The sequence below is a fragment of the Eubacterium sp. genome (assembly GCF_057858645.1).
Genome location: NZ_DBLZZO010000002.1, coordinates 15,524 through 31,701 on the forward strand (window position 1 = coordinate 15,524; position 16,178 = coordinate 31,701).

General features: G+C 32.4%; 13 protein-coding genes and 1 other annotated feature. All 13 genes read right to left on the reverse strand.

The window, feature by feature from the left end; genetic code table 11:
• Window positions 1–125: 125 nt before the first annotated feature.
• The 13 genes from ACZM4J_RS00935 to ACZM4J_RS00995 all read right to left on the reverse strand — a co-directional run bounded on the left by ACZM4J_RS00935 (window position 126) and on the right by ACZM4J_RS00995 (window position 16,166).
• Window positions 126–2,012 carry a fructose-bisphosphatase class III gene (locus ACZM4J_RS00935; protein ID WP_022165848.1) on the reverse strand — a complete coding sequence of 629 codons (1,887 nt, stop codon included), beginning with the start codon at window positions 2,010–2,012 and terminating at the stop codon, window positions 126–128.
• Between the two features lie 235 nt (window positions 2,013–2,247).
• Entirely contained in the window at window positions 2,248–2,706 is a 459-nt protein-coding gene (locus ACZM4J_RS00940; RefSeq protein WP_022165847.1) for a SpoVA/SpoVAEb family sporulation membrane protein, read from the reverse strand.
• Between the two features lie 106 nt (window positions 2,707–2,812).
• On the reverse strand, window positions 2,813–3,250 hold the full coding sequence (locus ACZM4J_RS00945; protein ID WP_022165846.1) for a stage V sporulation protein AB: 438 nt from the start codon (window positions 3,248–3,250) through the stop codon (window positions 2,813–2,815).
• 44 nt (window positions 3,251–3,294) lie between these two features.
• On the reverse strand, window positions 3,295–3,921 hold the full coding sequence (locus ACZM4J_RS00950) for a stage V sporulation protein AA (protein WP_022165845.1): 627 nt from the start codon (window positions 3,919–3,921) through the stop codon (window positions 3,295–3,297).
• Window positions 3,922–4,168: 247 nt separating this feature from the next.
• Window positions 4,169–4,888, reverse strand: coding sequence for a SigB/SigF/SigG family RNA polymerase sigma factor (locus tag ACZM4J_RS00955; protein WP_022165843.1), 720 nt, complete (start codon window positions 4,886–4,888; stop codon window positions 4,169–4,171).
• Window positions 4,889–4,900: 12 nt separating this feature from the next.
• On the reverse strand, window positions 4,901–5,347 hold the full coding sequence (spoIIAB, locus tag ACZM4J_RS00960) for an anti-sigma F factor (RefSeq protein WP_022165842.1): 447 nt from the start codon (window positions 5,345–5,347) through the stop codon (window positions 4,901–4,903).
• Between the two features lie 9 nt (window positions 5,348–5,356).
• Window positions 5,357–5,686 carry an STAS domain-containing protein gene (locus ACZM4J_RS00965; RefSeq protein WP_022165841.1) on the reverse strand — a complete coding sequence of 110 codons (330 nt, stop codon included), beginning with the start codon at window positions 5,684–5,686 and terminating at the stop codon, window positions 5,357–5,359.
• 106 nt (window positions 5,687–5,792) lie between these two features.
• Window positions 5,793–7,211, reverse strand: a complete 1,419-nt coding sequence (locus tag ACZM4J_RS00970) for a tetratricopeptide repeat protein (protein WP_428244785.1) — start codon at window positions 7,209–7,211, stop codon at window positions 5,793–5,795.
• Window positions 7,212–7,232: 21 nt separating this feature from the next.
• Entirely contained in the window at window positions 7,233–7,376 is a 144-nt protein-coding gene (locus ACZM4J_RS00975; protein WP_022165840.1) for a hypothetical protein, read from the reverse strand.
• A 24-nt stretch (window positions 7,377–7,400) separates the two neighbouring features.
• Window positions 7,401–10,037, reverse strand: a complete 2,637-nt coding sequence (locus ACZM4J_RS00980; protein WP_428244786.1) for a valine--tRNA ligase — start codon at window positions 10,035–10,037, stop codon at window positions 7,401–7,403.
• Window positions 10,038–10,165: 128 nt separating this feature from the next.
• Window positions 10,166–10,369, reverse strand: a binding site (T-box leader).
• Between the two features lie 164 nt (window positions 10,370–10,533).
• Window positions 10,534–11,313 carry a tetratricopeptide repeat protein gene (locus tag ACZM4J_RS00985; RefSeq protein ID WP_117998904.1) on the reverse strand — a complete coding sequence of 260 codons (780 nt, stop codon included), beginning with the start codon at window positions 11,311–11,313 and terminating at the stop codon, window positions 10,534–10,536.
• A gap of 25 nt (window positions 11,314–11,338) precedes the next feature.
• Window positions 11,339–12,571 carry a DUF5716 family protein gene (locus ACZM4J_RS00990; RefSeq protein WP_022165837.1) on the reverse strand — a complete coding sequence of 411 codons (1,233 nt, stop codon included), beginning with the start codon at window positions 12,569–12,571 and terminating at the stop codon, window positions 11,339–11,341.
• A 58-nt stretch (window positions 12,572–12,629) separates the two neighbouring features.
• Window positions 12,630–16,166: a DUF5717 family protein gene (locus tag ACZM4J_RS00995; protein ID WP_489485462.1), complete on the reverse strand. Its 3,537-nt coding sequence runs from the start codon at window positions 16,164–16,166 to the stop codon at window positions 12,630–12,632.
• Between the last annotated feature and the right edge of the window lie 12 nt (window positions 16,167–16,178).

A 16,178-nucleotide genomic window follows, 5' to 3' on the forward strand; every position in this document is an offset into this window, starting at 1 on the left:
ATTATTATTGTTTTGTTACTACTCTTTTATGTTACTGTTCTTTTTAAAATCTGTAATTAAGTCTGTTAACTCAGATTGCTTATAGATTGCTTGTAGATTGGTTATAAACCGTTATTTATTTCTGTTTATATAATTATTCCTTCTCTATATGCCATTAGGAGCATTTCTAAATCCTTAATATTTTCAGTGATTTCTTTTCCATCATCTGTGTTTTCAACCATCACTCTATAAGGTTCCGTTTCAAAGGAATCAGAGCTTGACTCTATGTCCTTGTTTTCATTTAGCACTTTCTCTATTGACTCAAAAGGCTGGTGTGCCTTAATTCTCATACCATGGGAATTATAAATCAATGTGTACCCTGCTATTCCTGTGGTTTTCTGATAAGCCTTACAGAAACCTCCATCAATAACTATAACCTTGCCATTTGCTTTTAGCGGTGTCTCACCCTGTCCCACCTTAATTGGTGTATGACCGTTAATTATATGTGATAATGGAGAAAACAGACCAAACTCAATTAGAATCATACCTGCTGTTTTTTCTTCTTCATAATAACTATAGTAAGGATCCTTCTCCTCAAAAGCCAACTCTTCATTATCTAGAAATGTTCGCTCAAAAGTTTTTATGTTTCGACCACATAAAGGTGATTTTTTTCCACTCCAAAGATACCACATAAAATCCAAATTATTTTGATTATGCTTGCCAAAATATGCCTTTCTTGCAACGGTATCTGCATAGTCTAAAAGTTTTTTGCCCTTATACAGTTTGCCATCAAACTCAACTATCTGGAAGTTTCCATCTTTATCTAAAGGAATACAGCCATGGAATAAAAGATTGTTATTACAACAAACATATATTGCCCCTTTTGAATACAAAAATTCCACATGCTCTTTTAATCTGTTACTATTTAAAAATGAGAATTTCAATTCGTTCACAACATCTTCTTCTCCAATAGAAAGTTCGTATGGATTCTCTTTTGTAACTGTTGGAAAAAGTTCGCCTTTTATTTCATATTCATTTCCATTTATTTCAACTATATTCTTTTCTTTATTAATTTTATGTAAAAGCAGTCTGTCATCCATGTTATATTCAGGATGTCTTTTTATAATCTGCCCTTCTAATTTAAGCAAAATCACCGTAATTGAATAGTAAACTGCATCTGACAATTCCATATGCGGATATGTTTCCTGGGCAAATAAAAGAAGTCTTCTTAAACTTATTCCGTATCCGTTTTCCAATACAGACATGTTCTGATATTTAATATTATTTCTTACAACATTTGCAATACAGGCTTCCGAACCTGCTGCAGCCCCCATCCACAAAATATCGTGATTGCCCCATTCAATATCCAGTGTATGATATTTCATTAACATATCAATTATTTCGTCTGCCCTCTCACCTCTGTCAAAAATGTCGCCAACAATATGTAGTCTGTCCACAGCCAGTCTTTTAATTAAAGAAGTAAGCTCAATAATAAAGTCTTCTGCACTGTCAATTCCTATAATTGTTTCAATGATTTTCTGATGATAAACTAATTGATTATTGTCTTCATCAGGCTGTGCATGAAGTAACTCGTCTATAATATAAGCGTACTCTTCAGGCATTGCTTTTCTAACTTTGGAACGGGTATATTTTGATGAAAGAAAACCTGCCAGTTTTATAAGATTTCTAAGCGTCATTGTATACCAGTCATCATTAATGACGTCCTGCTTTTTCAAAAGTTTTAATTTCTCTTTGGGATAATAAATCAAAGTACATAAATCCTGTTGTTCTTTTGTACTTAATGTATCCTTAAAAACCATTTGAACTTTTTCTCTAATTACCCCGGAACAATTATTTAAAATATGATAAAAAGCTTCATACTCACCATGTATGTCGCTCATAAAATGCTCTGTTCCTTTTGGCAAATTTAGGATTGCCTTTAAGTTAATAATCTCTCTTGATACATGTTCTTTTGTTGGATATTTTTCAGCCAACAATGTAAGATACTTTTTCTTTTCTTTTGATAATTCCATTGTTCCCCTTTTCCTGTATTACTTTCGTTAATTTATTACTGCTTTTTTTATAATACATAAAGGTTCTACAATTGGCAAATATAAAAATGTTACAAATTATTTCGTTTTTTTCACTATCTCTTTTTTCCACTATTTTTTCGCTTGATATTTGTCACTATCTAAAAAATGCTCAATAATTTAAAACTAAAAACTTGTCTAACATATAATTTAATAATTTTATATTCTAATTATTCCACTATATTACATTCAGTAATTTTAATATCCAATATACAATTCCTGCAAGCCAACTGCTAAAAATCCCATATAGTATTACAGGTCCTGCAATGGTAAAAATTTTGGCACCTACACCGAAAACCTGCCCTTCTGCCTGAAATTCAATTGCCGGTGAAGCTACACCATTGGCAAATCCCGTAATAGGTACAAGACAGCCGGCCCCGCCTACTTTTGCAATTTTAGGATATAGACCAATTCCTGTTAAAATAACACTTTCTAATATTAGAACCAACGTTGTAAAAGCTGCTGCATTCTCTTTTCCCATACCGAAATTCATAAAAATTTCATTTATAACCTGTCCCATTAAACATATTAAACCTCCAATCCAGAATGCATTCCACATATCCTTAAACAAATTATTATTAGGAGTTATTCTTTCTACATATTCATTGTAGGCTTTTTTCTTTTCTTCACTAGCCATAAATTATCCTTTCCAATCTTAAATTGCCTTTTTTATATTATCCTCTTCTATCCAAAATTATCTTGCTTATGTTAGTCTTTCTTAGCTTATATTATTTATCTTGCTGTTATTTTTTTGCCATGTCGTTTGCAAACTGTATTAACGATGCCATCATTTTTCCCAAAGCCACTGACAAAATTATAAAGTTTAAACCGTATTTCAGTTTTACTCTTCTTGAAAAAATTGCTGTTCCGTTAAGTGCTTCTGCCAATGAAACTGCGAGGCAACCAACAAAGATTCCCTGTGTCAGCCCCATTATCAGTTGGAATCCCTGTGCTATATTATGAGCAAAAGGTAGACTTATTGAGAATGTCCAAAATAAATTCCACCATGCACCGCCAAAAACAATTGCACTTTCATACGCTCTAACATGCTTTGCAGTTCTTGAAGTGTCAGCCATCCTTGTAACTACACCTGTTGATGTAATTAACGCAAAGACAGCTCCGGAAATGACTGCTCCACCGCCAAAAGCAATTAGTGCTAAAATTATATATTTTAATATCATAATCTTTCCTTTTAATAGTTGTTTAAATGTTAATCTTATAGCTATTATTTAACATCCATTTTTCCGTCCTGTCTGTTATGACCGTCAATTAATGCCTGATTGATTTCAGTTTCATATTTTCTCATTTCTACCTCAATAGGTGTAGGATCTTTTGAGAGTTTTTTAGGTCCGAAATGATTATAAAATACAAGTATTCCAACTGCTAAGCCAATGGAATACGATACTTCCATAACAGTCTTACCTGTATTTTTGCTGCCGGCAACCAGCTTGCATATTTTTTCAAACATTGCTCCGATGGTAATATCGTTGTTAAAAGACATAATGGAAAAGCCTGCACCAAAAAATAATATTATACATATACCTATGACTTTTAAGATTTCAAAGGCTTTATTATCACTGTTTGCTTTTTTAAATTCAATTATACAGTCTGTTTCTCCTATGCTTTGTACATCTACATTTTCAAATTCTTTATCTACTATTTCAAATATCTTCATAATCGAAACAATATATCGTTTTTTACCATTAGAATTGTCATTTAGAAGTTTGATTGGTTTTAGTCTGTTTACAACTGTTTTATTTTTGCACTCTAATTTTCCAAGGTCACCTATTGTCACGTAACTTTTAGTTACTTCCACACATTGATCCATTTTGATATATAATGTATCACTCATTTTTAAATTAAAACTGCCGCCTTAATTTCTGTTGTTTCCTTTTTTTCCGACATTAAATAAATGCCTCCCAATGCCATGGTCAAAGCAACTGCTACTATTAAAATAATTTTTACAAATTTCATATTCCACCTCTTACTAAAAATAAATCAATGTTCCTCAATTTCTTTCATTAACCAAAACTTATAGAAATTGTTAGTTAATTGTTTTATAACATTATCTCCAGTAAGTTGTGGAATATTCCATTTTTTTAAAAATTTACTTGTGCTCTTAATTTTTTTAGAATTTTCTTTTCTAATCTGGAAATCTGAACCTGAGTCAGTCCCAGCTTACTAGCAATTTCCGACTGTGTTTTATTTTTAAAATATCTTAAAACAATTATTGTTTTCTCTTTTTCCTCTAACGTTTCTAATATTTGTTTTACAAACAGTTTATTAATTACTTTTTCCTGACTCTGTGTCTTATCTTCTATTTTTTCCCCTAAGGTTATTTTTTTCTCACTGTTTCCATAAGCAATTTCTTTGTCTATGGATTGAACAGCGCCCATTGCATTTAAAGCAATAACTACGTCTTCTTTTGATATATCGCATTTAACAGAGAGTTCCTCTATTGTAGGCTCTCTGTTTTCTTTTTCTTCAATTTGTCCTTTTTCCAGCAGGATTTTGTTTTGATTTTCTTTTATTGTCCGACTTATTTTTATAATTCCGTCATCCCTTAAAAATCTTCTGATTTCTCCTGTAATTAAAGGTACTGCATAAGTTGAAAAAGACAAATTAAGACTTAAGTCAAATCTGTCAATTGCCTTTAACATACCAATACACCCTATCTGAAATAAATCCTCTCCTTCGTAGCCTCTCCCAAGAAATCTTTTCACAATACTCCATATTAGCGGAGTATTTTCAATGAGAATCTGATCTCTGGAATTTTTGTCTCCCATGTGAGCTTGTTTTATTAGATTTATTGTATCCATACTCCCTCTATCTTATTTTCTATTATTTTTTATTTTCTTAGTCATGCACACAGTTGTTCCATTATGTAATTTTGATTCCACATATAAATCATCCATAAACATTTCCATAAACATAAATCCCATACCGGAACGCTCAAGTTCCGGTTTAGTTGTAAAAAGCGGTTCTTTAGCCTTCTCTACATTTTCGATGCCAACGCCCTTATCTTTTACAGTTATTTTTAATGTGCCATGATTTTCATTTTCTTCCATATCCAAACTGCAATCCATGTACACTTTTCCCTCTGTGCCGTTATAACCATGAATTATTGAGTTTGTCACAGCTTCGGAAACTGCTGTTTTGACGTCATTTAACTCTTCAATTGTAGGATCAAGTTCCGTAATAAAAGCTGCTATTACCATTCTTGCCAATCCTTCATTTTCTGATTTTGCATCAAACACCATACTCATATTATTTTCCATCTTAACCTCCTATAATTGTGCTAAACTTGATGTCTCAGTCTTACTTACGATTTTATATAGCCCTGAAATCGTTAAAATTCTGTCAATTGCCTTGTTTATGTTAGTTACCGTAACATTGCCCCCTCTTGGCTTTATAAGCTTGTATCTGCCCATAATTACGCCAACACCTGAACTGTCCATAAAATTCGTATTAGAAAAATTAAATACAATATTTTTTATCTGGTTTGATATTATGTACCAGTCTGACTGTTCTGTTATTATTTTGGCATTATGATGATCCAACTCCTCCGGTAAATAAATAAACAAATTGTCTCCTCTCACTTCATATAAAACTTCCATACTGTCCTCCTTATTTTTTATTAATAAAGTATTCTTTAGAATACTGTTTTGCAAAAGAAAAAGAGAAGAACTTTTTTGTTCTTCTCTTTAGTAAATTAATATTAATTTATTCTGTTCCACTGTCATTTAACAGATTCTGTGCTCTTGAATAAAAATCTGAATCCTGATGCTTATCAACAATTTCCTTGAACCACTTTTTAGCATTTTTAGAATCACCTTTTCTTCTATAAGAATATCCTAAGTAGTACATAGCCTCATCATTTTCAGAGTTGGCGTCAAGAGCTTTTGTAAACTGTTTTATTGCCTCATTATAGTTAGCACTTTCATAGGCATCCATACCTGCATTGAATGCTAACTGTTCCACTTTAGATGACAAATTGCTGTTTAAAGTATTATAAACAGATGTAAATGATTCTGAATCCATCTTCATCTTGCTGTCTACATTTTCTAAAGCTGTGGCACTCTTTGTATAATCTTTTGCAATAAAATACTGAACAGCTTCTAACAGGTTACTATAGTTTGAACTAATTGTATTTCCTGTGCCTGTATACTGTGCAAGACTTGTTTTCAACTTCTTCTTGTCTGACTTAAGAGTTTCAACCTGATTCTGTAACTCAGATATTGTTGAATTCTTTATTGCAATCTTCTGATTATATTCAACCTTTGTGTCATTTACCTTACTTGTTACACTGGATATTCTTGCAGGTGTAACTATAAAGTAAACTAGGGCTGCTCCTAATAAGATACCAACGATTACATACATAATGCTCTGGGCACCTGTTAATGCATCCTTGAAGTTTTCCTTTGGCATTATTGTGTCATTACCACTTAAATATGGTCTGTCCACCATAACACCTCTTAAACTTCTTCTTCTCTCCATTCTCTTATCAGGATCATTTTTCTTTTCATCCTCAATGTATTCATTTATTTCACGTAAATATCTGATACTTAAGGGATTACATTTATCTATTTTCATAGATTTCTTTATTGTTCTTTTGGCTCTTTCATATTGACCATTCTTTGTATATAAAAGAGTCAGTAACTGATATGCCTTAATAAAGTTAGGATTCTGATTAAGAACCTTTTTAAGCTGTATTATAGCCATATCATCTGTGCCGTTTCTGGCATAGTCTAAAGCCACGTTAAACTTCTTAATTGTATGGTTTAACTCATCTACCTTGCCTTTTTCCTGCTGGATTGCAAGAAGATATTTATCTGCCGGATTGTTATTTGGCTGTATATTTGTACTCATAACCCATTCTGAGAATGCCTGTACAGTTTCACCCATTTCAAAATAAACAAGCCCAAGCAGGTTTCTGGCATCAATGTTTCGCTTATTTAATTTTACACATCGTCTAAGTGTATCAGCAGCACCGGATAAGTCTCTGTTTCTTGCTTTTGTCAGACCGGCATTGTAATATGTGTTAGACAATCTTACTATTCTTTTGTATACACTAACATCCATACCACAATGACTACAGTAGTCACTGTTGGTAAGTACATTTCCACAATTGTAGCAAATCATTTATTTTTCCATCCTTCACTGTTATTCTTCTGATTTTAACTCGTTAATCATCTGTATCATAACATCTGTTATGTCTGAAATATTATTGTTATATATGGCATCTTCTGCCTCTTCTATTTCAAGACTAGGATGAAATTTCTTTATTTCCTCATCAAAATTAATCATAATAACCTCCTTAGGTTATAGTCATTAAGATAATCTTAATAACTGCTCTTTAACCTGTTCCATCATCTGCTGGTATTTAGCTTTCTTTTCCTTTTCTTCGTTAATCTTCTTTTCAGGAGCCTTACTTACAAAGTTAGGATTTGAAAGCATTCCATTAACACGTGCTAGTTCCTTTTCAAGTCTTGTTACTTCTTTTTCAAGACGTTCCTTTTCTTTTTCAATATCTACAAGTTCAGCAAATGGCATGTAAATTGTTGCCTTAGGAATAACAACTGATACTGCATCATCTTCAATACCTGTCTTGTCTTCCTGTATAATTACCTGACTTGCATATCCAAGTGTTGCAAAGAAAACATTACCCTTCTCAAAAATTTCTCTTATGTTAGCATCATCTGATACAACAAATACTTTTGCTTTCTTGCTAGGTGCAACATTCATTTCTGATCTGATATTTCTAATTGAACGTACAGCTTCCTTGATTGTTTCAACTGCAGCTTCTTCTTTTGCAAAAGTATTTTCTTCTGTATATTCAGGCCATGCTGAAATCATGATTGATTCTTCTTCGTCCTGAATTGTACAGAATATTTCTTCTGTAACAAATGGCATATATGGATGTAAAAGTTTTAATGAATCAATTAATACTTTCTTAAGTGTCCATAATGCAGCCTGTTTTGTATCATCGCTATCATTGTACAATCTTGGCTTAACCATTTCAATATACCAGTCACAAAATTCTTCCCAAATAAAGTTGTAAATTTTGTCGGCTGCTATACCAAGTTCAAATTTATCAAGATTTTCTGTCACATCTTTGGCTAAAGTGTTAACTTTTGATAAAATCCACTTATCTGCATCTGTAAGATTTTCAGGTTTCTTACTTAAATCAATATTTTCTTCAGGAAGATTCATCTGAATAAATCTTGAAGCATTCCATACTTTGTTAGCAAAGTTTCTTGATGCTTCTACTCTTTCCCAGTAGAATCTCATGTCGTTACCTGGTGCATTACCTGTAATAAGTGTAAATCTTAATGCATCTGCACCGTATTTATCAATTACTTCAAGTGGATCAATACCGTTTCCAAGAGACTTACTCATTTTACGTCCCTGAGAATCACGAACCAAACCATGTATTAATACTGTATTAAAAGGAACTTCTCCCATATGTTCAAGTCCTGAGAACATCATTCTGATTACCCAGAAGAAAATAATATCATATCCTGTTACTAAAACATTTGTAGGATAGAAATAATCTAACTCTTCTGTCTTGTCAGGCCAACCAAGTGTACTAAATGGCCACAATGCTGATGAGAACCATGTATCAAGTGTATCAGGGTCCTGTCTCATTTCTTTACCACAGCATGGACATGTAGCATGGTCTTCTTTTGTTACAACCATTTCTCCACAGTCATCACAGTAGAACGCAGGAATTCTGTGTCCCCACCATAACTGACGCGAAATACACCAGTCACGAATATTTTCAAGCCAGTGGAAATATGTTTTGTCAAAGTGTGGTGGTACAAATTTTGTATCGCCATTCTTAACAGCGTCAATTGCAGGTTTTGCAAGTTCGTCCATTTTTACAAACCACTGTTTTGATACTCTAGGTTCAATAGTTGTATGACATCTGTAGCATGTACCAACGTTGTGTTCATGGTCTTCAATCTTAACAAGGAAGCCTTCTTTGTCTAAGTCTTCAACAATTGCTTTTCTTGCTTCATACCTGTCCATACCTGCGTACTTTGGATAATCATCAACAATCTTAGCATCATCTGTTAATACATTAATGACAGGTAAGTTATGACGAAGTCCAACTTCAAAATCGTTAGGGTCATGGGCTGGTGTAATCTTAACTACACCTGTACCAAAATCAATACCTACATAGTCATCAGCAATAATAGGAATTTCTCTTCCAACTAAAGGAAGTGTAAGAGTCTTTCCTACTAAATCTTTATATCTGTCATCATTTGGGTTTACTGCTACTGCTGTATCACCAAGTAATGTTTCAGGTCTTGTTGTAGCAAGCTGAATATAGCCTGAACCATCTGTTAAAGGATATCTTAAATGCCAGAACTTACCAGCCTGATCTTCATATTCTACTTCTGCATCAGAAATTGATGTTAAGCAGTGTGGACACCAGTTGATGATTCTTTCACCACGATAAATCTGTTTCTTATTATATAAATTAACAAATACTTCTTTTACGGCCTTTGAGCAGCCTTCATCCATTGTGAATCTTTCTCTGTCCCAGTCACATGAAGAACCAATCTTCTTAAGCTGTGAAACAATACGTCCACCATACTGTTTCTTCCATTCCCATGCTCTGTCAAGAAAAGCTTCTCTTCCAATATCTTCTTTTTTTACGCCTTCTTCACGCATCTTTTCTACAATCTTTGCTTCTGTAGCAATTGATGCATGGTCAGTTCCAGGAAGCCATAAAGCTTCATAGCCCTGCATTCTTTTAAATCTAATTAAAATATCCTGCATTGTATTATCAAGGGCATGTCCCATGTGGAGCTGTCCTGTAATATTTGGAGGTGGCATAACAATAGTAAATGGTTTCTTACTTCTGTCTACTTCTGCATGGAAGTATTTCTTCTCCTGCCACTTCTCATAAAGTCTGTCTTCAATCTCTGCGGGATTGTAATTCTTCTCAATTTCCTTCATTTTTTCCTCCTGTAACTTTGCCCTGCCTTCGGCTGGTGGCAATGTGTGTCTATTTTTGTCAATTAGTACACATATAAGAAAAAAGAGCAGCAACGCTACTCTTTTTCTTCTGTATTCCAATGGTAGCACTAAAGGGCGAATAAATTCGCGGTACCACCTTCATTTATCTCTTCTCTTATCCTATAACGGAGACGAACCGATTGTGGCTAATAAACTCTTTCTCACCACAACTGCTTAGAAACTACCTTCACAAACACTTCTCTAAAGGGCTTCCACCATTCCCTTCTCTCTGTCAAAGGTTATTTGCTACTCCTTTTCATCATCGCATTTGACATATAGAAATATAATATAAATTTTATTTATGTTTGTCAACTTTTTCTCTGATTTTATCAGTCATTTTATTATATCCCAAATACTTTTTCATCAATTCGATAATTATTGATAAAGCAAGACTTATTGCAAGCAATACTGCAATTATAATTACCGGATATTTATTTTAACTATTAATTTCTACAATATATTCTTTCTGACATTTTCTTATAAAATCTTCTTCTTTTTCCTTATCCCAATCTGACTGAATTTCTACTTTCATTTTTATAAGTTCGGAACGAAGTCTGTTTACAACAGTGTCAGTTACTGAATATTTGTTTTGGTCTATTTTCAATCTTTTGTCGTTATCTGTAATAAGATCACACATAATAATTGATTCTAAAGATTCGTTGGTTTTGTTTAATCTGTAAGCACTTCTAAAAGCTGCTGCTGCCTGTTCATACTCAAAAAGTCTTGCATAGGCAACACCTAAGTTGTTGTACACATCACCATAAAATCTCTCTGGCAAATCATTGTTAATTGCCTTACTTAATATGTTGTTATAATAAGTTATTGCCATGTTATATTTTTCAGTATCCATTAGAATGTCAGCTTTTGCCTTCCATCTTTCTGCTGCTGTTTTTGAGCAAAGAGCCTCTAAATGATTACCCAGCTTTTCAGCCATTTTATCTGTAAAATACTCTGAGTTTTTTATAACATAAGCAATCTTCTCACCAATTTCACCTTCATTAGCAATTATCTGTTTGATGCCTGCTGCAATATTATGCTGCTTTAAATCCTTGTCGATGTAATCTATTAACTCATCACTGAAAAATTTGTCATCAATTAAATACAGATAATTGTACAGATAATAACTTAATTCCTCAATTGAATAAATATTTTTATTTACTTCTTTTATGTAAAAAGGTTTATCACAATGAGTTGTACATAATCTAATATAGTTCACGTTTTGTACCTTGCCTTTCCATGATTTACTGTAAAGTCACTTCTCTTGTGACAGTCATACCTGAACTTTCAAAAAAGTCACCGAAGCCTAAATCTTTTATTGTTATTTCAAATTTGTTTTCTTCCACATATCTGAAATCAACTTCTATTCTTGTGGTGTTGGGCTCTCTTTCAGGAAAATCCCTTAAGTCAATTTTGAATGTATCGTTAGAATGATTAATTAAATCCTGAATTTCAAAAACTGCTTTTGTTGGCTTTTCCATAATGCATTCCATTTTCGATGTTGCATCATACCAGTAATCTCCAATGTTTGATAAGGTTATGTTACTGTCCTTACCTTTGTATTCTACAGCCATTGTTATCTTTACTCTTGTTCTTCCTTTACATGAAATAAGATATTTATCAAGAGTAGGTGGCAGGAAACATTCTTTTGCTCCGTATGCCGCACCTTTTACAATTAAATTATTACCTTTGAATACTCTTCTGTTTCTGCAGATTGTCTGAAGAGTCTTCTGCCAGCCATCAAGATAAAAACCAGCACCTGACAAATAAATTCCTGAAACTACATGTTTCTTTAATAACTCATCCATGTAATCTGCCAAAATTCTATCACATGAATGAATGTCTTTTTTTGCCATTTCCAAGTCAAAAAGATTGCTTAAATCTTCTACTTTCACATCGGCAACATGTGGTTCACGACCTCTTACAACCTCTAAACGTCTGCAGGCAAATTCGTATTCGTTTAACTCCAAAAACAGAACTTTGTTAATCCAAATATCTTTATTCTGATTAAGTGTATAATAAACAAAACTTTCTGAATGACTTATTACTCTGATATCATCTTCCTGGTAACCTAGGTCAGTCAAAACTTCTTTTATGCCTTTTAGTACATTTTGATTAACTTCCTCAACAGTTACTAAAATATTTTTTATAAGTCTTCCATTACATTGATTAACTGCAAGTTTCAATAAATATGCAAAGAAAACCGTCATTATTTTCCCTACATCTTCTTCTGTATCCTCATTAAATAATAAAGGTAGTTCCTTAATCAGTCTGCTGTTTTCACTGTGGCTTTTGTTTATTGCCTCATCTCCTGCAGACCACTCTTTTAGTTCACTGTTAAAACAAACCGCAGTTGGTATAAGATAGTTACTTTCTGTTCCTATACTAACCGACTTTGGTTTTCCTGTATCATCTAAATATGATAGTTGTGAATAATCTCTTGAAAAATCAATTCCTAAAATTATTTCTTTTGCCAACTTTCATTCCTCCCTTGTTTTTGTGTCTCAAATATATTTCTGTGTTTTCTACAATAATTTATAGTAATTTGAAGATTTCTCTACCTGCTTCCTTACACAATTGATAAGACTGCATCATTTCTCTTGCTGCGTCTTCTCTTCCAATTTTTCGGCATATCATCATACTGTTAATCATTCCAAATCTACTTTCATCATTGTATGTATTTTTCTCACTAATACATATTGAGTCAGTTGCAACTTCTTTTCCATAAGGATACTCATCAGAATATTCCAAAATCTTGTAAGTAATTTTTTCCCCATAGAACATAATGATATTCTTTGTAAAAATCCCCGGATAAATGCTATTCATTTCTTCAGTATTTTCTACCTGTTCATCACCGTTTTTGTTAATTGTATAAACAATATTAACTCTGTGTTTTGGATTAGTTCTATAATCAATTATTGTTTTGTCTATTAAGTCAAATGGTATTTTAAACCATCTGTTAAACTTTTTATAAAACTGAAAAATAATCTTATCCTTAACAAGACTCTTTATTAATCCTTCACAAATTTTAATTTGTCTTTCAGTAATATTAGTCTTTGAGGACATTTTTTCCACAAAAGCTATTTTAACAATAACAGGTGTTGCCAACCCGTTAAAATATTCCTGTTCCAAAATCTCCCAAACACTATCCGGACATTGGATTTTTTTAACAAAATAATTGTATGTTACATAACTGTAAAATGCTTTTCTTATTACTGTTCTTGTTACGCCTTTTATATACTCTTTATACAATTCATATAATCTGTCATTAACCTGTCCTTCAAAAATAACATATACAAGTAATTTTTCTACAAATTCATTGTCTGTTATATTCATTGCTTTCATTTGAGTATAAAGTTTGTACAAATTCTCTGTTCCTGAATTATAGTATTTAGCCATGTATTTAAGAACAGCCTCATCCGTACAGCCTTTCTCAAATACATAACCACAGATTTCTGTTAATAATTCATTTTCACTGTAGTGTTGTTCTGCAACATAATGCCTGCAGACTTTTTCTAAAAGACCTTCGTTAATTGACAAATAACCATACTTATCTAAATATGGCATAACCTTTTCCCAAAGTTCTTTTTTAATTAGAATTTCAAGTAACTTGTTTCTTGATGCCATTGACAACTCTTCCATGTCAAACTCAAGTATATAGTCATCAAACTGTCCTTTATCAAATTCCTTGTAATAATAGTCAACAATAAACTCTTTTAAGTAATTTTTAAACTCAACTGTTAATGTGTCAGATTCTTCTATTTCTTTAAGCTGTACAACCTGCCCTACATATTTTTCAGGAGAATCCATAACATCTTCTAACTGACATAGCATTGTCATTAGATTATTGCCTGTCTTTGTAAGTGGTGCCATAACCTCCATTTTTTCCATGGTATAATCTACATCTGCTAATACTTTTCCACTATGATTAATGAAAACAATTACCGGCTCTTTTGTATACAATGTAATATACGCTTCACCATCTGTTAATGGCATGCTCTGTATACTTTCCACTTCTTTGTGGGAAACAATGACATTTGTTATATCCTGATTATTAACCTTCATTCTATAAGTGTTCATAATTCCAGGCATATATTCATCTAAGTTACCATCTAAAAATTCATCATCTAATATATAGGAATATATTTTCTTTAAATGTATATTGTTGTTTCCTTTAAGCAACTGTTCTGTTACATATTTCTCCAAGCCGGCTTTGTACTTAGGATATAGTTCATCATTTTTTCCTAAGTTTTCAAGCATATTGGCATAAAAATAATCCTTGTTATAAACCAATGTATCTGTACCATAAGAAAAATATTTGTAGGCTGTTTTCTCCAGTGGTTCATAACTGTTAGTGTCTATTGAATATATGTAGTATTCATAAAGGTTAGTAATTTTTAATTCTTTTCTTACACCTTCTCTTAACCACTTAAAATATTCATTACTGATTTTTCCGCTGTTAATTATTTCACTGCATATTGAAGTTAAAACTTCATTGTCCTTAGTTTCTTTATAAATTCTGCTTAAAATATCAATATATAACGGCTTAAAACTTCTCTCGCTATTCATAAGGTCAGCTGCCTGCTTTGCAAGCTCTACTTTTACCATTGAATATTTTCCTGCAAAGTTTAAAACCTGAATTTCAAATCTGTTCATTACACGAAGAAGTTCAGGCTGCTTATTAATGATTTTAGCAGCTTCATAATACATAACAGGACTTGTACAGCCTTTATTAAACATTCTTTTAATTAATGTGTATTTAAGACTTGGATTTTCGTCATATCTGCTGTCCATATTAAATAAAATCCAAAGTATCTGCCAGTTATCGTGACCACCCTCATAATACTGTTCTATTTTTTTCTTAGCTTCATTTGTAAAGTCATATTCGTTCTTGTACAAAGCTGCCAGATATAAATAATAACAGTAGGCAATTACATTTTTAGGATTGCTGTCTTGAATATATTTAGCTGACTTATCTAATGCTAACTTGGCAAGTTCTTTGTTGTTATTAAGAATAGCCACCTGCGCCTTTAACAGATTACCTGTAATATCACTGTTATCTACAGTTAATCTCTGTTCAGCAATATCTGCCGCATCATCAATCCACTTTCTGCCTGTTATGTTACCTGTTCTAAATTTCAAATAATTCTTTATTAAGAAACCGTCTGTTGTTCTTAGCTTTATATAATCACTGTTGTCATTTTTTGGATTCTTTACAACAACCTTGTATTCTTCTTTTCCACCTGCTGTTTTAAAAATAATCTTTCCTTCATTCATGCCACAATGAAGCTTTGCAGTGTTTAAATAGTAAGAATATTCCATTGTCTTTCCGTTAAACTGTTCACTTGTAATTCTTTCCTTACAGTTATAGAAAAACTCTCCCTCTAATTCCACATCAATTTCGGCATAGCCCCATGTGTTTCTTGTAATAATTAATGTGTCACCATAATTGTCTGTTAAATTCTCATATTCTTTTGTTTCACTTTTTAATGATATTTTTACAGGTTCTTTTAAGCCCATTGCAACCATGAATTCTTCTAAGGCAACATCTCTATTTGCGTTTCTCATTAACTGCTTATAGAGAGCTATACCATGATTATCACCCTTTAAGAAATATTCAGAAAAATCCTTTGAAATAAACAAAATCAAGGCTTCGTCATAATTAGTTCTAACGTATTCCACAAAGTCCTCAAGTGTTTTTAGCACTCCTATTTCTGTAACAATTTCCCTTTCTTTTACTTTTATTTCAAAAGGTATCTCAAATTCACCTGCTGTTGTTATTATGTTTATTTTTCCTATACACACTTTGTTTGGTACAAGATTTTTCCCATTTATAATATAATGTAATCTATTTTTTATACCGTTAAACTGATTGTATCTAAACACAAAATGGCTGTCTGAAGAATACGCAATCCCTTTTATGTCCATTGAGTTTTTTCCAACAATTGCAATGTCACCTTCAATAGTTTCATCAGCATCCAGTTCAACAGTTATTTTATTTTCAGATATTAAAGCATCAGCAATTTCGTATGAAACATTACCTGATGCAAGTCTTTCCATTAATACTTTCAATTAAATTACCTC